This is a genomic window from Paracoccus gahaiensis, assembly GCF_005048225.1.
GTDB lineage: Bacteria > Pseudomonadota > Alphaproteobacteria > Rhodobacterales > Rhodobacteraceae > Paracoccus > Paracoccus gahaiensis.
This window is the reverse complement of record NZ_SUNI01000004.1, coordinates 149,233-166,413: the sequence shown is the minus strand read 5'-3', so window position 1 is coordinate 166,413 and position 17,181 is coordinate 149,233. Positions and strand designations below refer to the sequence as shown.

20 protein-coding genes are annotated in these 17,181 nt (G+C 69.0%); 12 read left to right on the top strand and 8 right to left on the bottom strand.

Annotated features, from left to right (window positions below; all coding sequences use genetic code 11):
- Positions 1-3: 3 nt before the first annotated feature.
- Positions 4-1,059, bottom strand: coding sequence for a C4-dicarboxylate TRAP transporter substrate-binding protein (locus tag FA743_RS07055; protein WP_246054866.1), 1,056 nt, complete (start codon positions 1,057-1,059; stop codon positions 4-6).
- 146 nt (positions 1,060-1,205) lie between these two features.
- Here FA743_RS07055 and FA743_RS07050 point away from each other — a divergent pair, with 146 nt between their 5' ends.
- Entirely contained in the window at positions 1,206-2,522 is a 1,317-nt protein-coding gene (locus FA743_RS07050; RefSeq protein ID WP_169308802.1) for a L,D-transpeptidase family protein, read from the top strand.
- The gene (locus FA743_RS07045; RefSeq protein WP_136885164.1) at positions 2,519-3,430 is read left to right on the top strand and encodes an extensin-like domain-containing protein; all 912 of its coding nucleotides are present in this window, start codon (positions 2,519-2,521) and stop codon (positions 3,428-3,430) included. Before FA743_RS07050 ends, FA743_RS07045 begins: the two co-directional genes overlap by 4 nt.
- A gap of 7 nt (positions 3,431-3,437) precedes the next feature.
- Here FA743_RS07045 and FA743_RS07040 read toward each other — a convergent pair whose 3' ends face one another.
- Together FA743_RS07040 and FA743_RS07035 are read right to left on the bottom strand one after the other, a co-directional pair.
- The gene (locus tag FA743_RS07040; RefSeq protein ID WP_136885163.1) at positions 3,438-4,169 is read right to left on the bottom strand and encodes a Crp/Fnr family transcriptional regulator; all 732 of its coding nucleotides are present in this window, start codon (positions 4,167-4,169) and stop codon (positions 3,438-3,440) included.
- Between the two features lie 130 nt (positions 4,170-4,299).
- Complete coding sequence (locus FA743_RS07035; protein WP_136885162.1) at positions 4,300-5,622, bottom strand: FliI/YscN family ATPase; 1,323 nt, start codon at positions 5,620-5,622, stop codon at positions 4,300-4,302.
- Positions 5,623-5,720: 98 nt separating this feature from the next.
- On the opposite strand from FA743_RS07035, the gene FA743_RS07030 reads away from it, so the two are divergent.
- From FA743_RS07030 to FA743_RS06985, 10 genes are all read left to right on the top strand, one after another.
- Positions 5,721-6,110: a FlgB family protein gene (locus tag FA743_RS07030; RefSeq protein WP_136885161.1), complete on the top strand. Its 390-nt coding sequence runs from the start codon at positions 5,721-5,723 to the stop codon at positions 6,108-6,110.
- A gap of 12 nt (positions 6,111-6,122) precedes the next feature.
- Positions 6,123-6,515: a flagellar basal body rod protein FlgC gene (flgC, locus tag FA743_RS07025; RefSeq protein ID WP_136885160.1), complete on the top strand. Its 393-nt coding sequence runs from the start codon at positions 6,123-6,125 to the stop codon at positions 6,513-6,515.
- Positions 6,516-6,527: 12 nt separating this feature from the next.
- A complete protein-coding gene (gene fliE, locus FA743_RS07020; protein WP_136885159.1) occupies positions 6,528-6,818 on the top strand; it encodes a flagellar hook-basal body complex protein FliE in 291 nt (96 codons plus the stop codon).
- Complete coding sequence (locus tag FA743_RS07015) at positions 6,818-7,084, top strand: flagellar biosynthetic protein FliQ (RefSeq protein ID WP_135311835.1); 267 nt, start codon at positions 6,818-6,820, stop codon at positions 7,082-7,084. The genes fliE and FA743_RS07015 overlap by 1 nt, the downstream gene beginning before the upstream one ends.
- Before the next feature lies 1 nt (position 7,085).
- A complete protein-coding gene (locus FA743_RS07010) occupies positions 7,086-7,802 on the top strand; it encodes a flagellar hook-basal body complex protein (protein WP_136885158.1) in 717 nt (238 codons plus the stop codon).
- A 9-nt stretch (positions 7,803-7,811) separates the two neighbouring features.
- On the top strand, positions 7,812-8,597 hold the full coding sequence (flgG, locus tag FA743_RS07005) for a flagellar basal-body rod protein FlgG (RefSeq protein WP_136885157.1): 786 nt from the start codon (positions 7,812-7,814) through the stop codon (positions 8,595-8,597).
- Positions 8,597-9,010, top strand: a complete 414-nt coding sequence (flgA, locus tag FA743_RS07000) for a flagellar basal body P-ring formation chaperone FlgA (protein WP_136885156.1) — start codon at positions 8,597-8,599, stop codon at positions 9,008-9,010. The genes flgG and flgA overlap by 1 nt, the downstream gene beginning before the upstream one ends.
- An 11-nt stretch (positions 9,011-9,021) precedes the next feature.
- Positions 9,022-9,747 (top strand): flagellar basal body L-ring protein FlgH, encoded by a 726-nt coding sequence (gene flgH, locus FA743_RS06995; RefSeq protein WP_136885155.1) that lies wholly within the window; start codon positions 9,022-9,024, stop codon positions 9,745-9,747.
- 9 nt (positions 9,748-9,756) lie between these two features.
- Complete coding sequence (locus FA743_RS06990) at positions 9,757-10,305, top strand: hypothetical protein (RefSeq protein ID WP_136885154.1); 549 nt, start codon at positions 9,757-9,759, stop codon at positions 10,303-10,305.
- A 96-nt stretch (positions 10,306-10,401) separates the two neighbouring features.
- A complete protein-coding gene (locus FA743_RS06985) occupies positions 10,402-11,328 on the top strand; it encodes a glycosyltransferase (RefSeq protein WP_136885153.1) in 927 nt (308 codons plus the stop codon).
- Positions 11,329-11,331: 3 nt separating this feature from the next.
- On the opposite strand, the gene FA743_RS06980 is transcribed toward FA743_RS06985, so the two are convergent.
- The 5 genes from FA743_RS06980 to FA743_RS06960 form a co-directional block, all read right to left on the bottom strand.
- Positions 11,332-12,435: a flagellar basal body P-ring protein FlgI gene (locus FA743_RS06980; RefSeq protein WP_136885152.1), complete on the bottom strand. Its 1,104-nt coding sequence runs from the start codon at positions 12,433-12,435 to the stop codon at positions 11,332-11,334.
- Positions 12,432-13,448: a hypothetical protein gene (locus tag FA743_RS06975; RefSeq protein ID WP_136885151.1), complete on the bottom strand. Its 1,017-nt coding sequence runs from the start codon at positions 13,446-13,448 to the stop codon at positions 12,432-12,434. Before FA743_RS06975 ends, FA743_RS06980 begins: the two co-directional genes overlap by 4 nt.
- Positions 13,449-13,451: 3 nt before the next feature.
- Positions 13,452-14,897: a FlgK family flagellar hook-associated protein gene (locus tag FA743_RS06970; protein ID WP_136885150.1), complete on the bottom strand. Its 1,446-nt coding sequence runs from the start codon at positions 14,895-14,897 to the stop codon at positions 13,452-13,454.
- 37 nt (positions 14,898-14,934) lie between these two features.
- Positions 14,935-16,236: a flagellar hook protein FlgE gene (locus tag FA743_RS06965; RefSeq protein ID WP_136885149.1), complete on the bottom strand. Its 1,302-nt coding sequence runs from the start codon at positions 16,234-16,236 to the stop codon at positions 14,935-14,937.
- Positions 16,237-16,314: 78 nt separating this feature from the next.
- Complete coding sequence (locus FA743_RS06960; RefSeq protein WP_136885148.1) at positions 16,315-17,091, bottom strand: flagellar motor protein MotB; 777 nt, start codon at positions 17,089-17,091, stop codon at positions 16,315-16,317.
- Positions 17,092-17,181 lie beyond the last annotated feature (90 nt).

Below are 17,181 nucleotides of genomic sequence, written 5' to 3'. Positions count from 1 at the left end.
GGATCAGCCACGATCCCAGGGATAGCCCTGGCTGTCCAGTTCCTCGGAATATTGCGCGATCAGGCCGCGATATTCCTCGAGCAGGGCGGCCCCGTCCAGGCCCGCCGCATCGGCGCGGGCGGTCCAGTCGTCCAGATAGGGCTGGGCGGCCTCGGTCAGGCGGGCGCGGTCCTCGTCCGAGAAGCTGACGATCTCCTTCCCGGCCTCTTCCAGCATGGCGATCGATTCGGCATTCGCCTCGCCGATGATGCGGCCGAACTCGTCCGCCAGCCCCTCGCCGGCGGTCATCACGACCTGCTGCTGCTCGGGCGACAGGTTGTCGTACATCGCCTTGTTCATGACGATGCCAAGCGCGCCGACCTGGCCCCAGTCGATGAAGGTGTAGCTGTCGAAGACCTCGTCGAACTTCAGCGCCGCGACGAGATAGGAATAGGTCTGCGTGCAGTCGATCAGCCCGTTCTCCAGCCCCTGATAGGCCTCGTAGACGGTCATGTCGACCAGCGTGGCGCCGAGGTCGCGGAAGGTCTGGCCATAGGCGCCCACGCCGCGGACCTTCTTGCCCGCCAGCTGGTCGACCGAGGTGACCGCCGGCCCCTTGCAGCCCATCTGCACCGCCGAGGTGGTGTAGGTGCCCACATAGACCAGGTTCTGCGCGGCCAGGTTGGCCTGGATCTGTTCGTTGTTGCGCATCAGCGCGTCGGTGGCCTTCATCCCCACCCAGGGGTCGGGATTGTCCAGCGGCAGGTCGGCGATGCCATAGGCCACCAGATCCTGCGGGAAGTAGACACCGATGACGCTGCCCAGATCGGCTACCCCGTCGCGCAGCGACTGCACGGCGGCGCGTTCGGAAAACAGCGCGCCCCCCCAGGTGATGTCCAGACGCAGGTCGCCCCCCGACTGTTCGGCCACCTGATCGGCGAACCATTGCGTGGCCTCGGCCCGCGCGCCCCGGTTGGGACCCGGCTCGCCATAGATGAGGACGGTTTCGGCGGCGGCGGACGTGGCCAGCGCGGCCATCAGCCCGCCCGCCATCAACGCCGTGAAAGACGGTGCAGTCATGGTGAAAACTCCTCCCAGTTCCACCATGCAGGCTGCCATTCCGCAGAGTGGAACGCAAGACTCTTCTGTCCGAAACGTGAGGGATGGTTCCTCTGGCAGATATCCGCCATATGGCCGATGCTGTGTTGCAGACAAATGGAGCTTTCATGACCCGCTCTTACGCCTCCCGACTCGCGCTGGCCCTGTGTCTTGCCCTGGGCCTGGCCCTGCCCGCCCATGCGCAGCAGCAGGACCTGCCCTTCACCGCCGACCAGATCGAGGCGGCGCAATATGGCGGGGGCGATCTGCCCGGCGGGCGCTCGGCGCTGACGGCCAAGGTGCAGATGCTGCTGGACCGCTCGGGCACCTCGCCCGGCGTGATCGACGGCTTCAAGGGCGGCATGAGCCAGAGCGCGATCAAGGCCTTTGAGCGGCGCACCGGGTTGCCGCAGGACGGGATCATGGACCCCCATGTCTGGAACCTGCTGCAATCCTATGCGACGCGGCCCGTCACCCAGTTCTATGTGATCACGCCCGAGGATGCGGCGGGGCTGGTCGCGTCGATCCCCACCGATTACGCCGAAAAGGCGCTGATGGCCGAGCTGTCCCATACCAGCGTCGCCGAGCGCTTGGGCGAGCGGTTCCACATGGACGAGCGCTTCATCGCCTTCCTGAATCCCGGCATCGCCATGGTGCCCGGCGCGACCATCCGGGTGATGGCGCCCAATCCGCCTTTGCGCGGACAGGTGACGCGGATCATCATCGACAAGGACAACCGCCGCGTCGCGGGATATGACGCGCGCGGGCAGATGGTGGCGGATTACCCGGCCACCATCGGCTCGACCGCCACGCCCTCGCCCGCGGGGACGCATCAGGTGCGCAACGTGGCGATCAACCCCAATTATACCTACAACCCGGACGTGAACTTCCGGCAGGCGGGCAACGACACGCCGCTGGTCATTCCGCCGGGGCCGAACGGGCCGGTGGGCTCGGTCTGGATCGGGCTGACCAAGCCCACCTACGGCATCCACGGCACGCCCACGCCCTCGCAGCTGTTCCAGAACGCCTCGAACGGCTGCGTGCGGCTGACCAACTGGGATGCCGAGGAGCTGGCGCGCATGGTCGCCATCGGCGGGACCACGGTCGAGTTCCTCGACAGCGGCGTCACCATCGCCGAGGTCACCGGGGCGGGCCGCGCCACCACGCCCCCGGTCGCCGCCATCGCCCTGCCCGAGGGCACCGCGCAGCCCGTCACCCCCGACCCGCAGCAGCCGCTGGCCCTGCCCGATCCGCTGGCCGCACCGGTGGCCGCAGCGCCCGCGGCGGCCGCACCCACGCCGCAGGTCGGGCCACAGGACACGACCGAATCGACCGCGCCCGACGCGCCGGCGACGCCGCCTGCGGGCGATCCGCTGAGCGACGCCCTGACCGGCGCCCTGCCCGAGGGCTTCGTCGTCCCGCTGCCGGACGAGGCGCAGCCGTGAGCGCGGCCCGGCCGCTGGCGCTGATCCTGGCGCTGGCGGCGGCCCTGCCCGCCGGGGCGCAGGATCGCCCGCCCGCCGCCGAGGCGGTCGAAGCGCTGCCCGAGGGCGAACGTCCGCCCGAACGCCCTGACGAACTGGTTTCCGACGAGGCTTTGCCCCCCGCAGAGGAAGCCGCCGTGCCTGCCGCCGAGGACGACGCCCCGTCCGGCCCGCCATCTGCCGATATTCCCCCCGCCGAGGACGAAACCACCTCCGCCGAGGAGGCCGGCGAGGTTGCTGCCGCGACCGCCGAGCCCTTCGGCCCCCCTGCCCCGCCGGTCTGGTTCACCCTGGCCGAAAGCGATGGCGACCATGCCGCCTGCCGCATGGCGCTGAGGGTGCTGGGCACGCGCTTCGCCCCCGAGCCGCCCGTCACCGATCCCGACAACCGCGATTGCGGCATCGCCCGGCCCCTCCGGGTGACCGAGATCCTGCCCGGCGTCGAGCTGACCGGCAGCCCGGTGATGCGCTGCGCCACGGCGCGGTCGCTGGCGCTGTGGGCGCAGGGATTCCTGCGCCCCGCCGCCGCCGCGCTGCCCGAGGGACGGCGGCTGACCGCGCTGCAGACCGGCCCCGCCTATCAGTGCCGCACCCGCGTGGGCACGGGCGCGACCGATCCCAAGCCCTCGGAACATGGCTATGGCAATGCGGTCGATGTGATGGGCTTCGTCTTCGAAGGGGCCGATCCGGTGCCGGTGCAGCCCCGGCTTGGCGACGGCGATCCCGAGGAAAGCTTTCTGGCGGCGGCGCGCGGCACGGCCTGCCTGATGTTCACGACCGTTCTGGGCCCGGGCTCGAACGCGGCCCATGACGACCACCTGCATCTGGACATCGCCGCCCGCAACGGCGGCTGGCGGCTGTGCGAATAGCGCCGCCTCAGCGGCTCTGCCGTTCCATGTCCAGATAGGCCGGGTCGAACCGCGCCAGCATCGCCAAGCCCTTCCAGTCGAGGATACGGATATCGGCCCCTGACCAGCGGATCAGCCCCCGGTCGCGCAGATCGCGCACCGCCCGGTTCACGTGGATGGGCGAATAGCCCAGGATGTCGGCCAGCTCTCGTTGCAGCAGCGGCAGCGAGAAGCGGTGATCGGCCGCCGCCCCCACCGCGTTCAGCCGGCTGTAGATCTCGCACAGAAGATGCGCCAGATGCGCGCTGGAGCGCAGCGAGGCGGCCGCCACCAGCCATTGCCGATGCACCGCCGCGTCGATCAGCGTCGCCATCCACAAAAGCCGGGTCAGATGCGGGAAGTTCTCGGTGATCTCGGTCAGTTCCTCGTGGTCGATGAACTCGACCTCGGCGGGGCCCACCGCGACCACGGCATGTTCCAGACCGGCCAGCACGAAACCATGCAGATCGACGAAATCGCCGGGCACATGCAGGGCCGTGATCACGCGCTCGTCGGGACGTCCCACCAGCTTGTGGGACCGCGCGGACATGCCGCGCAGCATCATGCAGCTGCGCTTAGCCAACCGGTCGGCAGGGACGATCACCTCTCCGGGGGCAAAGCTCACATGCTCGGTTCGCAGAGACCTTAGGCGGGCCAGATCGCGTTCCGGCAGGGTGTCACGCCTTTGAAGAAACCGGACAAAATACTCAGTGATTGCCATTCCGCCCCTACTTTCTCGGCAACCGGACAGTTGCAAATCGGGATTCGGGGTGCAATGCCCAGTGGAGGAATTCTAACATTCATTAGCCTCACAACGCACCGGTTTTCAAGATGGTTGCATGGCCGCGCCATCAGGCCCGTGCCCGCAGGGGCAGGCGCAGGGCCGCCTCCAGCGCGCCAAAGCTGTCGGCAACCGAGGCGCAGCGGCGGGTCACGAAATCGTCCAGCTGCGGGAACAGCCGAACCGCCTCGTCCAGTCTGGCATCCGATCCGGGTGCGTAAAGGCCCGCGCGGATCATCAGTTCAGAATCGGCATAGGCGCCCAGGGCGGCGCGGGCGCGGGCGATCAGCGCATTCTCGACCGCGCTGGCGGCATCGGGCAGAGAGCGGGACACCGACCGCACCACGTCCACCGCCGGATAGCGCCCGCGCTCGGCGATGGCGCGGTCCAGCACCACATGGCCGTCCAGCGTGCCGCGCAGGATGTCGGCCACCGGCTCGTCCATGTCCGACCCCGCCACCAGCACGCTGAAGATCCCGGTGATGTCGCCCGACCCCTCGGGCCCCGGCCCGGCGCGTTCCGCCAGGCCCATGATCATGTTCGACACCGAGGGCGGAAAGCCGCGATAGCTGGGCGGCTCGCCCGCCGCCAGGGCGATTTCCCGGTGCGCCTCGGCAAAGCGGGTGATCGAATCGGCCAAGAACAGCACGTGGCGGCCCTGGTCGCGGAAATGCTCGGCCACGGTCATCGCGGCCCAGCCACAGCGCCGCCGCACGAGAGGCGAGCGGTCCGAGGTCGCGGTGACGATCACCGCCCGCGCCATCCCCTCGGGGCCGAGCGTCGTCTCGACGAAGTCGCGCAGCTCGCGGCCGCGTTCGCCGATCATGGCGATGACCACCACATCGGCCTGCACGCCCTGCGCCATCTGCGACAGAAGCGAGGATTTCCCCACGCCCGAGCCCGCGAACAGCCCGATCCGTTGCCCCGCCACCAGCGGCAGCAGCGTGTCGAAGACCGCCAGCCCGGTGGCCAGCCGCCCCCCCAGACGGCGGCGGGTGACGGCATCGGGTGCCTCGCTGCGAAAGCCGCGCGCGACCGGGCCGGGGCGCAGCGGGCGCCCGTCCAGCGGCTGGCCGAAAGGATCGATGATCCGCCCGATCCAGTCGTCCGAAGGCGCGATTCGCGGCGCGAAGAGCAGCTCGACCGCGGCGCCCACCGACAGGCCCTCGATCGGGCCCTCGGGCAGGACCTGCGCGCTGCGGGGCGTCAGGCCCACGATCTCGGCGCCCAGATCGCCCTCGGTCAGCGCGATGCGCACCCGATCGCCCACCGAGGCGCGGTCGTTCAGCCCCTCGACGCTGATCAGGCCTGCGCGGATCGACTGGACGCGGCCGTGATAGGTGACCAGCCGCAGCTGCGACAGGCGGCGGGCGATCGAGTCAAGTTTATCCATCGGGCGATCCTTTTCGGGCGATGCGGGCGGCATCCTCGAAACGATTTCTAAACCTCTGCAGGTTAAGACCGGGTTTAGCGCAATTGAGGAGAAGCCTCATGTTTGACCAGATCGAGATGATGCGGATGGCCCGGGCGATGGGGCTGCACGTGCAGCAGCGCCATATCGAGGTGGCGCGCAACATCGCCAATGCCGACACGCCCGGCTTCCGGGCCACCGACCTTCAGGATTTCAGCGAAACCTATCGGCGCGACCGGGGCGAGGCGCCCCTGAAGGTCAGCCACCCCCGCCATCTGGACAGGCCCGACTGGTCGTCCGAGGGCGCCCGGGTGATCCAGGTCGCCGGGCCCGTCTCGCCCAACGGCAACTCGGTCTCGCTGGAGGAGGAGATGGTGCGCGCCGCCGAGGTCAAGCGCCATCACGACCTGTCGCTGGCCGTCTATCGCTCGGGGCTGGACCTGATGCGCGCCAGCCTGGGCCGCAGATAGGGAGGGACGCCGATGACCGATCCGATCACGCCCTTGCGCCTGGCCGCCTCGGGCATGCGCGCGCAGACCGAGCGCCTGCGCCACACGGCCGAGAATATCGCCAATGCCGACACGCCCGGCTATCGCCGCAAGATGGTCACCTTCGAGGAGGCGGTGCGCTTGGGCCGCCCGACCGGCGAGGTGGTGGCGGGCCGGATGCGGCTGGACCAGACGCTGCTGCCGCGCATCCACGACCCCGCCCATCCGATGGCCGACCCGGAGGGCTATTACGACGGGTCCAACGTCGATCTGGTGATCGAGCTGGCCGACAGCCGCGAGGCGGGCCGCAGCTACGAGGCCAACCTGCGCATGTTCGAACAGACCCGCCAGATGGGCGCGTCGCTTCTTGATCTTCTTCGCCGCTAGAAAGGTGCCGCCATGCTCTCCGGACTGAATGCCGCCAACGCCTATTCCGCCGCCCGCCAGGCCGTGGCCCCCGACGCCGGGGCGGGATCCCGCACCCTGGAACGGGTGGGTCAGGCCGCCGAGGATTTCGCCGCCCAGATGGCGATGGTCGACCAGGTCTCGACCGGAGCGATGACCGGCAGCGTCACCACCCAGCAGCTGGTCCAGACCATCGCCGAGGCCGAACTGACGTTGAACACCGTCGTGGCGATCCGCGACAAGGTGGTCGAGGCCTATCAGGATATCCTGCGGATGCCCGTGTGATGGGCGAGACGGTCCTTTTCGACATGCTGCGCCAGGCGCTGCTGATCTCGGTCCGCATCTCGGCCCCGATGCTGGGGGTGGCGCTGGTCGCGGGCGTGGTGATCGGCCTCTTCCAGGCGCTGACCTCGGTGCAGGAGATGACGCTGACCTTCGTGCCCAAGGTGGGGCTGATGCTGGTCGTCTTCTGGGTCTCGATGAGCTTCATGACCACCGCCCTGTCGGATTTCTACCTGGGCGAGATCATTCCCCTGATCGCGGGCAGCTGACATGGACAATGCCATCTACGCCAGCCTGTCCCGCCAGTCCGGCCTGATGGCCGAGATGCGTGTCGTCGCCAACAACATCGCCAACGCCAACACCGCCGGGTTCCGCCGCGAGGGCGTGATCTTCGCCGAACATCTGGCCGCGCTGGACCGCCGGGGGGACACGCTGTCCATGGCCCATGCCCGCGGCAGGCTGCTGGACCTGACCCAGGGCGTGCTGACCCAGACGAACAACAATCTGGACCTGGCGATCGAGGGCGCGGGATTCTTCCTGGTCGAGGCGCCGGACGGCCTGCGCCTGACCCGCGCCGGCGCCTTCACCCCCTCGCCCGAGGGAGAGCTGATGACCTCGGAGGGCCACCGCCTGCTGGACGAGGGGCAGGGCCCGATCATCCTGCCGGCAGGTGCCGGCACGGTGGCGGTCGGGCCTGACGGAACGCTGTCCTCCAACGGGCTGCCCTTCGGGCGGATCGGCCTGTTCGGCCCCCCCGAGGGGGTCGATCTGACCCGGCAGGGCGGCACCGCCTTCACCCTTCAGGGCGAACCCGAACCGGTCATCGACGGTCGCATCCGCCAAGGATTTCTGGAGGAGTCGAATGTCGATCCGGTCTTCGAGATCACCCGCATGATCGAGGTCCAGCGCGCCTACGAGCTGGGCCAGAGCTTCCTGGATCGCGAGGATCAGCGGATCCGCGGCGCGATCACCGCCATGACCCGATAAGGAGCCGCCATGAGAGCCCTGCAGATCGCCGCCACCGGCATGAGCGCCCAGCAGACCCGCGTCGAGGTCATCTCGAACAACCTCGCCAACATGTCCACCACCGGCTACAACGCTCGGCGCGCCGAATTCGCCGACCTGCATTACCAGCAGGCCGCCCGCCCCGGCAGCGTGACCGCCGCCGATGGCACGGTCATCCCGGCGGGCGTCCAGCTGGGCCTGGGCGTGCGCCCCACCGCCGTCAGCGTGAACCTGCAGCAGGGCGCGCTGACCCAGACCGGCGGCGATCTGGACCTGGCCATCGAGGGCGACGGCTATCTGGAGGTGACCCTGCCCGCCGGCATCTCGGGCTATACGCGCGACGGGGGGCTCAAGCGCTCGGCCGAAGGGCAGGTCGTGACCTCGGACGGCTATCCGGTGGTGCCCGACATCACCATTCCCGACGATGCCCGCACCATCACCATCAGCGCCGGCGGCGAGGTCTTTGCCTATTTCAGCGACCGGATCGAGCCCGAGATGCTGGGCCAGCTGACCCTGGCCGGCTTTGCCAACGAGAAGGGGCTTGAGGCGATCGGATCGAACCTGTTCATCGAGACCGCCGCCTCGGGCGGGGCGCAGGTCGTGGCGCCGGGCCAGGACGGGCTGGGCACTTTGCGGCAGGGCTATCTGGAGGAAAGCTCGGTCGATGCCGTGCGCGAGATCACCGAGCTGATCAAGGCGCAGCGTGGCTACGAACTGAACGCCAAGGTCATCACCGCCGCCGACCAGATGCTCGGCGCGACCACGCAGGTGCGGTGATGCGCGTGCTGGTCCTGGCACTGGCGCTTTTGCCCGGTGCGGCGGTCGCGGGCGGCCTGGGGGCGGCGCGCACCCTGCCCGCGGGCAGCATCATCGCCGCCGCCGACCTGACCGTCATCGACACCGACCGCCCCGGCCTGACCGACCCCTCCGCCGCCATCGGCCTGCAGACCCGCATCACCGTCTACGAAGGCCGGCCGCTGCATGCCAACATGCTGCAGCCGCCGCGGCTGATCACCCGCAACCAGATCGTGCGCCTGGCCTTTCATCGCGGCGCGCTGCGCATCGAGACCGAGGGGCGCGCCCTGTCGGATGGCGCCGCCGGAGAGCTGATCCGCGTGATGAACATGGCCGCGCGCAGCACCGTCACCGCGCAGGTGATGCCCGACGGCACCTTGGCGGTGACCCCGTGAAAGGAGATCCGATGACCCCCCTGCATCTCTTGTGCCTCGCGCTTGCCGTCTCGGGATGTGCCCGCGCCGCCCATGTCGGCCGCCCGCCCGAGCTGAGCTCGCCGCGCGAGACCGAGGAGTTCCTCGCCATGACCAATCCGCCGCTGCACCTGCCGCTGGACTCGGGGCGCCCCGAGGCGGCGGCCTCGCTCTGGGCCGGCACGCAATCCTCGCTGATCAGCGACCGGCGGGCAGCCTTGCGGGGCGACATCCTGACCGTGGTGATCGAGATCGACGACAGCGCCAATATCTCGAACAGTTCGGGACGCAACCGGACCTCGGGGGAAAGCCTGTCGATCCCGCAGATGGTCGGCATCCCGCAACGCCTGTCCGACAAGCTGCCCGAAGGCGCCAGCTTCGACGATCTTGCCGATGCCTCGTCCTCGTCCTCGTACCGGGGCACCGGCAATATCACCCGCCGCGACGAGCTGACCCTGCGCGTCGCGGCGACCGTGGTCGACACGCTGCCCAACGGAACGCTGCAGATCGAAGGCACCCAGGAGGTCCGCGTGAATTTCGAGATCCGCGAGCTGACCGTCAGCGGCTTCGTGCGACCCGCCGACATCGATCGCAGCAACGAGATCGCCTATGACCGCATTGCCGGCGCCCGCATTTCCTATGGCGGGCGCGGCCAGATCACCGATGTGCAGCAGCCGCGCTATGGCCAGCAGATCGCCGATATCATCCTGCCCTATTGAGGTATGCCCGTGATCCGCAAACTCATTCCCCTCGCCCTGCCGGTCCTGGCCCTTGTCGGTGGTGCCTTCGGCGGCGACATGCTGCGCGGCCCAGCGCCGGCCGAGGAGGGCGCGCATGATGCCGCCGAAGGCGAGGACACGACCGCAGGGCCTGACGCGACCGAGGAGCATGCCTCAGCCGAGGATCAGGGCGAAAGCGGGGGGCATGACGCGGGGGATCAGTCGGCCGGCGGAGACGCCGGCTGGTTCACCTTTCCGACCCAGTTCTTCGTGCCGCTGGTGCGTCAGGGCGACATGCGCGACATCATGATCCTGACGCTGACGCTGCAGACCGACGCGGCCAGCGCGCCCGCCCTTGCCACGAAGGAACATGCCCTGCGCGACGCCCTGCTGCGGGCGCTGATGATCCATGCCAATACCGGCGGGTTCGACGGCAATTATACGGCAGACCGCAACCTGGCCCTGCTGCGCGAAAGCCTGCTGAAGGCCGGCCAGACGGTTACCGACCTGCCCCTGACCGCCGTCCTGATCGAGGACATTGCCCGCCAGCCCGGCTGACACGGCTTGCCCTCGGCCCCCCGAGCGGCCAGAACCGACCCGATCCCGAAGGCCTCGGCGCCTTCGGGTTTCGGCGTTGCAGCGAAAGGAACCGCCATGCCGCAGCCTCACGTCGTGATCCTGCTGGCCAGCTATCAGGGGGCCGGGCATCTGGACGTGCAACTGGACAGCATCGCGGCCCAGAGCCACGAGGCGTGGTCGCTGATCGTGTCCGATGACGGCTCGACCGACGGAACCCGCGACGGCGTGCACCGCTTTGCCGCGCGCCATGCGGCGGGTCGCGTCACGCTGGTCGACGGCCCCCGGCGCGGGGCGACGCAGAACTTCCTGTCGCTGCTGAAGCAGGTTCCTCCGGGGGCCCTGGCCGCCTTTTGCGATCAGGACGACCAATGGCACCCCGACAAGCTGTCCCGCGCGGTCGAGGCCCTGGCCTCCGGCGCGGGCCCGGCCCATTACGCCGCACGGACGATCATCACCGATGCCACGCTGCATCCCATTGCCGAATCGCGGCATTTCCATCGCCCCCTGGGGTTTCGCAACGCCTTGGTGCAGGCCTGCATGGCGGGCAACACCTCGGTCTACAATCCGGCCGCCGTGCAACTGCTGCAGAGGGCGGCCCCCCATGCGCAGCAGGCCGAGGTCGTCGCCCATGACTGGTGGGCCTATCAGGTGACCTCGGCCTTCGGAGCGAGGATCCTTCACGATCCCCGGCCCGCGCTGCTCTATCGCCAGCACCCCCGCAGCGAGGTCGGGCGCAACGACACGCTGCCGGCCTTGACCGCCCGGCTGCGCAAGCTGCTGGCCGGCGATTTCGGGACCTGGCTGCAGGCCAACCACGCCAGCCTTGATCCGCTGGATCTTCCCCCGGACAGCCGCACCAGCCTGGATCACCTGCACCGCATGCTGACAGGCCCCGGGCCGCAGGCGCTTTGGGCCATGCGGCAGGGGCGGTTCTATCGGCAGACGAGGGCTGGAACGGCGGCCTTGGCACTATCGGCCCTGTCGGGCGCGCTGCGCGGCTAGGCGCTATTCGACGATCAGATCCGCATGCAGCGCCCCGGCCGAATGGATCGATTTCAGGATGTCGATCATGTCCCGCGGGCGCACCCCCAGGGCATTCAGCCCCTCGACCAGATCGCTGAGATTGGTCTCTCCGGCCACCTCGGCAAAGCCGATGCCCGGTTCCTGGCGCAGTTCCACATCGGTGCGGGGCACGGTCACCGTCTCGCCCTCGGAGAACGGGTTGGGCTGGGCCACCAGCGGGGCCTCGGCCACCCGCAGCGTCAGATTGCCCTGCGAGACCGCGACGCGGGAAATCCGCACCCGCTCTCCGACCACGATGGTGCCGGACTTGTGGTCGATGACGACCTTGGCCCGATCCTCGGGCTCGATCATCAGGTTCTCGATCCGGCCCACGACGCGGGCCGGGTTCACCTCACCCAGATTGCGGAAGTTCACCACGACCGTGCCGCTGTCCAGCGTCACGGCCAACTGTCGGTCGAAATCGCGGTTGATCGCATCCTCGACCCGGGTCGCGGTGGTGAAATCGGCATTGCGCAGCGCGATCCGGATGTTGTCGACGCTGGCGAAGTCGAACTCGACCTCGCGCTCGACCCGGGCGCCGGCCGGAATCGTGCCGGTGGTCGGCACGCCTTCCACCACACGTGCGGCATCGCCCTGGGCGGCGACCCCGCCCGCGATGATGGAGCCCTGCGCCACCGCATAGATATTGCCGTCCGCAGCCTTGAGCGGCGTCATGACCAGCGTGCCCCCCAGCAGGCTTTTTGCATCCCCGATCGCCGAGACGTTCACGCCGATCCGGCTGCCCGACCGGGCGAAGGGCGGCAGGGCCGCGGTGACGATCACCGCCGCCACGTTCTTGGACCTCAGCGCATCATCGGTGACGTTCACGCCAAGCCGTTCCAGCAGACCGGCCAGCATTTCCTCGGTGAAGGGGGCATTCCGCATGCCGTCGCCAGAGCCGTCCAGGCCCACCACCAGGCCATAGCCCACAAGGTCGTTGCCCCGGACCCCGTCGAAATCGGCCAGATCCTTGATGCGCACCGGCACCGCGAAGGCCGACAGGGTGAAGGCCAGCCACAGGACCAGCGCCTGCAGGGCAATCCTCATCGCAGGAATTCCGTCAGCTTCAGCCGGGACAGGCGAGCGGTCACGGCATAGATCGCCTCGAGCTGGGACTGGACCTCGGTCAGGGCAGCCGTGGTTTCCATCGGATCGGCACGCAGCAGATCGCCGCGCCCCCGCTCCAGCGTGGTCAGGCTGGCGCCACTGGCAACCTGTGCACGTTCGACGGTCTGCTGCGCCTGGCCCACCCGGCCCATTTCACCCAGCACGGCCGTGTCGGCCGCGACCATCATGTTGCCGCCCAGAACCAGCAACTGCAGGCGCTGATCGGGGACCGCCGCCAGAGTGCCGCGCGCGACGATCGCGGTCGTGGCCAGCCCCTTGAGAAGCTCACGGATGGCGGGCGAGGCTGCGGTGGTGGCCATCTCGACCGAAATGCCCTCACCGACCGTGATGCGCTGCGCCGGGCCGGTCGTGCCGTGATAGGCCTCGTCCAGAAACCCGCCGCCACCCGCCGGGGCATCGAACCAGTCCGCCACCGCCTGCGCGACCTCTGCCGCGGTCGTCAGGCCAAGGGTCAGCACCTCCAGCCGATCGAGCATGGCCGCGGAGGGCGACAGCGGAACCGTGTCGGCAGCCTCGCCGGCCATCAGATAACGGCTACTGTTCATGCCGTTCAGCCGCCGCACCACGGCGTCGAACGCGTTCATGGCGTCGGAGGCCCGAGTCTCGAGCATCATCGGGTCGCCGAGGAAGGGATCGGTGGCCAGGGCGATGCCCAGATCCCGGGTTTCGGCCCGGATGCCGCCGAACATATCCTGCACCGCCTGCAGCCGGATATCGGCCTCGCGCCCGTTCAGGGACAGCTGGTGGGTCATCGCGATCCGCCCCTCGATCTCGTTCAGGGCGCGGGTCTTGCCATCGAGGCGCCGGCCCGGATCGGCCACCCGGCCGGTCGCCAGCTCCTCGGTCAGGGTGGCCAGGGTCGTTCGGGCGCGGGTCGAGGCGGTCAGCAGCGCATAGGCGCGGGCCTGGTCACCGATACTGGTCAGGGTCACGGGCTACATCCTCAGGATCTGGTTGATCATGTCGTCCACCGCGATCAGCACGCGGGCATTGGCGGCGTAGGACTGTTCGTATTGCAGCAGGCGCTGCATCTCGGCGTCGCTGTCGACGCCCTCGGCCATCATGCCTGCCGTGATGGTCGCATGACGGCTGCTGCGGACGGCCAGGTCGGACAAGGCCTCGATGCGCCTGGACGCGACCTGCGATTCGACCAGACCGACGCGCGAGGCCAGGCCCGCACTGCCAGAAAAACCGCTGCCCGGCTGCCCGGGGCGCGCACCCTCCACCGCCTCGGCCAAGGCCATCAGGACGGCCGACTGGCCGACCGGGTCCGGGGACGCCGCCTGCAGCCCCGCGCGCAGGCGCCAGGACTGGCCGCCCTGCGCCGGATCGACGGTCGCGTTCAAGGTGATCCGCCCCGCCAGGCCCACGAGGTTCGCGGCCTCGGCCCGAAGGCCGGCATCGGTGAACAGGCCCGCATCGGTCGCCCCAAGGCTGGGATCGACAAGGGGATCGGCCAGACGCTGATGCAGATCGAAGGCCAAATGATCCAGTCCGAACTGCAGTTGCGGGGCCAGACTGTCGCGGATCTGGAAATTCGCGGCCAGCGATCCGCCGCCGAACAGCCGCATCTGCCCGGCGGTCAGCGCGGTGCCGTTCAGCGACAGCAACTCCAGCGGCGCACCCACGACCTGACCGGCGACGACCTGATCGGCGCCGGCAAAATCCAGCCGGGCGGGCACGCTGCCATCCAGCAGCATCGCGCCCTCGGTGGTGAACAGCGCGACCCGGCCGGCGTCGCGCGCGATCTCCTGCAGCGGAACGATGGTGGCGATGCGGTCGATCAGCCGCTGGCGTTCGTCCATCAGCGGCGTGGCATCCTTGCCGTCGGCGTCGAGGATCGAGATCCGGGTGTTCAACTGCGCCACCCGGCCCAACGACTGGTTCATCACCGCCACATCCGCCGCGATCGCCTGCTGCGCCGTGCTGCGGGCGGCCTCGACCGCCGTCGCGGCGTCGTTCAGCCGCGTGGCCAGCCGGTCTGCGGCGCTGACGACCTGAGCCAGACGGATCTCGTCATCGGGGCGGGTGGCGGCGGAACTGAGCGCGGTCTGAAACTCGGTCAAGGCCGTCGACAGCGCCACGGCGCCGCCGGGAAGACCGACGACCGCCTCCATCGTCTCGTGGAAGGCGGCCTGCGTCGATGCCTCGCCCATCGCCGCCGAGGCGAGCCGCGATTCCGACAGCAGGCTGGCATTCACGATCCGGGTGATGCCGTCGACCCGCACCCCGCCGCCCAGGGCGCTGCCGACGACGACCATGTCGCGCCGGGCATAGCCGGGCGTCATGGCATTGGCGAGGTTCGAGGCCACCGTCTCGGTCCCGCGCGCGGTTGCGCCCAGACCCGACATGGCGTTCGATATCGCCTTGGCGATGCTCATTTGCGGCCTCCTTCAGGCGGGCGTGGGCGGATCGGGATCACCGCTTGATGTTGGTGGTTTCCTGCAGCATCTCGTCGACGGTCTGGATGATCTTGGCGTTCGACGAATAGGCCCGCTGCGTGGTGATCAGATGGGTCAGTTCCTGGGCGATGTCGGTGGTGGAGGCTTCGCGCGAATAGCCCGCGACCTCGCCGGTGGGGCCGCTGCCGGCATCCCACAGGAAGAAGCTGCCCGATTCGCGCGACGGCTTGAAGGCCTGACCCTCGATCGCCTGAAGACCGTTGGGATTGGACACGTCGACGATCGGGACGCGGTAGAGCGTCTTGATGAAGCCCGTGTCATAGGTCGCGTTCACCCGGCCCTGGCCGTCGATCTCGACTGTGACCAGCTGGCCCGCAGGAGAGCCGTTGCGGATGATGCTGGAGGGCGAGAAGGGCGCGGCCAGCTGCTTCAGCCCCGTCGCCCCGCCCGGTACGCCGACGAACAGCTCGATCTCGCCGCCGCCCACGTCCAGCAGGATCGTGCCGCTGGCCGCGTCATAGGCGTTGCCGGTCACCGCCGTCACCCCGGCGATGGTGCCGCCCAGGGCCTGCGTGTCGTCGAAGGTCACCTCGAAGCTGGAGACGACCGCATCGGCCGAGGCGGTGTCGCGCACCTCGACCAGCCAGCTGTTGGACAGGCCCGTGGGGTTGGTCTGCTGGGGGGTGAAGGTGATGTTGAGGGATTCGAGCGTGCCGAGGTTGCCGAAATACTGCACCTGCACCGGCACCGCATCGCCGCTGCCGGTGGGGGCGGTTTCGGTCGCGGGCAGGTTCGCCCCGATCTCGACCCGGGACGTGGGATCGCCGACGGGCCGATTCGATTCGATGACGATGGGGCGCAGGGCGGCAGGGGTGTCGCGCGGCACCAGCGGGATGCTGCCATCCGCCGCGGTGGGCCAGCCCATCAGCACCAGCCCGCCCGACGTGCGCAGGATCCCGTCGGCATCGGGGCGAAAGGACCCGGTCCGGGTCATCAGCAGCGTCGGCTCGGCCCCGTTCTTCACATCCATCAGGCTGACCACCGGCAGCATGCCCCGCCCGGTCATCGCCAGGTCCAGCGGATGCGAGGTGGTGACCACCGCCCCGTCCTGGGTCACCACCCGCTGCGTCGAGGTGCGCACGCCGCCGGCCGTGTAGAGCCCGCGTCCCTGGCCCACGATCATCGTCTCGAACTCGGCCTCGGCGCGCTTGTAGCCGAAGGTGGAGGCGTTCGCGATATTGTCCGAGATCGTGCCGAGCCGCGAGGAATTGGCCGACAGCCCGGCCACGCCGGCATTCATCGCAGAGGAGATGGACATGGACGACACCCTTCATGTGTTGCGCTCTTGTCCGTCACCTTGGCCGACAACCTTTAAGATAAGGCTAACCCGCCCGGCCTAGCGCAGCAGAATCAGCTCGATCCGGTTGTTCTGCGGGTCCATCGGGTTGCCGCTGCGGTTCTTGCGGTCGGCATAGCCCGACACGCGCTGCACCCGCATCGCATCGAAGCCCTCGGCCTCCAGCAGGTTGCGCACGGTATGGGCGCGCGCGTCCGACAGGGGCCAGACCGGCGACGAGACCAGCGTCTCGGGATAGGCGCGCACATGGCCCGAGATGGCGATGTCGTTGCGCACGTGATGGGTGACGCGGGCGAGGATGCCCATCAGATCGGCCAGCGCGGGCTGGGGCTGGGCGGTGTCCTCGACAAACAGCGGCGCATCGGTCAGATCGCTCAGCTCGATCACCAGCCCCTCGTCGGTCATGCGGGTCACGACATGCTGCAGCAGGTTGGTCAGCTGTGCCGATTCGCCGCCCGTTCCGGTCAGGCTGTCCTGCACGGCCTGGGCGACCTGGTCGAAATCGCCCGCGCTGTCGCTGTCGGGCAACGGCGCCTCGATCGCGTGGCGCACGCCCTCGTCCTCGCCCTCGCCCGAGCCGCTCTGCTCGGCCGAGGGGGACTGGATGACGGTGGGGGCGAAATAGTCCGCCAGCCCGAGGCGCTGTTCCTCAGTCGTGGCGCTCAGCAGCCACATCATCAGGAAGAAGGCCATCATCGCGGTCACGAAATCCGCATAGGCGACCTTCCAGGCCCCGCCGTGATGCCCGCCCTCGCCACCCCCCTCGGTGCGCCGGATGATGATCACCGGCTTGTTCAGTCCCTTGGTCGCGGCCATCTCAGACACCCCTTTTCCGGTCTGCCGTCAATGTCTCCGTAACGAAGGTTTCGAACAAGTTAACGGATCAAATGCCGTGCATTCGGGTGG

Bases quoted from the DNA above. Each gene is read 5' to 3' on its own strand.
- FA743_RS07055 (WP_246054866.1), bottom strand. From the start codon at position 1,059: ATGACTGCACCGTCTTTCACGGCGTTGATGGCGGGCGGGCTGATGGCC.
- FA743_RS07050 (WP_169308802.1), top strand. From the start codon at position 1,206: ATGACCCGCTCTTACGCCTCCCGACTCGCGCTGGCCCTGTGTCTTGCC.
- FA743_RS07040 (WP_136885163.1), bottom strand. From the start codon at position 4,169: ATGGCAATCACTGAGTATTTTGTCCGGTTTCTTCAAAGGCGTGACACC.
- FA743_RS07035 (WP_136885162.1), bottom strand. From the start codon at position 5,622: ATGGATAAACTTGACTCGATCGCCCGCCGCCTGTCGCAGCTGCGGCTG.
- FA743_RS07030 (WP_136885161.1), top strand. From the start codon at position 5,721: ATGTTTGACCAGATCGAGATGATGCGGATGGCCCGGGCGATGGGGCTG.
- flgC (WP_136885160.1), top strand. From the start codon at position 6,123: ATGACCGATCCGATCACGCCCTTGCGCCTGGCCGCCTCGGGCATGCGC.
- fliE (WP_136885159.1), top strand. From the start codon at position 6,528: ATGCTCTCCGGACTGAATGCCGCCAACGCCTATTCCGCCGCCCGCCAG.
- FA743_RS07015 (WP_135311835.1), top strand. From the start codon at position 6,818: ATGGGCGAGACGGTCCTTTTCGACATGCTGCGCCAGGCGCTGCTGATC.
- FA743_RS07010 (WP_136885158.1), top strand. From the start codon at position 7,086: ATGGACAATGCCATCTACGCCAGCCTGTCCCGCCAGTCCGGCCTGATG.
- flgG (WP_136885157.1), top strand. From the start codon at position 7,812: ATGAGAGCCCTGCAGATCGCCGCCACCGGCATGAGCGCCCAGCAGACC.
- flgA (WP_136885156.1), top strand. From the start codon at position 8,597: ATGCGCGTGCTGGTCCTGGCACTGGCGCTTTTGCCCGGTGCGGCGGTC.
- flgH (WP_136885155.1), top strand. From the start codon at position 9,022: ATGACCCCCCTGCATCTCTTGTGCCTCGCGCTTGCCGTCTCGGGATGT.
- FA743_RS06985 (WP_136885153.1), top strand. From the start codon at position 10,402: ATGCCGCAGCCTCACGTCGTGATCCTGCTGGCCAGCTATCAGGGGGCC.
- FA743_RS06980 (WP_136885152.1), bottom strand. From the start codon at position 12,435: ATGAGGATTGCCCTGCAGGCGCTGGTCCTGTGGCTGGCCTTCACCCTG.
- FA743_RS06970 (WP_136885150.1), bottom strand. From the start codon at position 14,897: ATGAGCATCGCCAAGGCGATATCGAACGCCATGTCGGGTCTGGGCGCA.
- FA743_RS06965 (WP_136885149.1), bottom strand. From the start codon at position 16,236: ATGTCCATCTCCTCTGCGATGAATGCCGGCGTGGCCGGGCTGTCGGCC.
- FA743_RS06960 (WP_136885148.1), bottom strand. From the start codon at position 17,091: ATGGCCGCGACCAAGGGACTGAACAAGCCGGTGATCATCATCCGGCGC.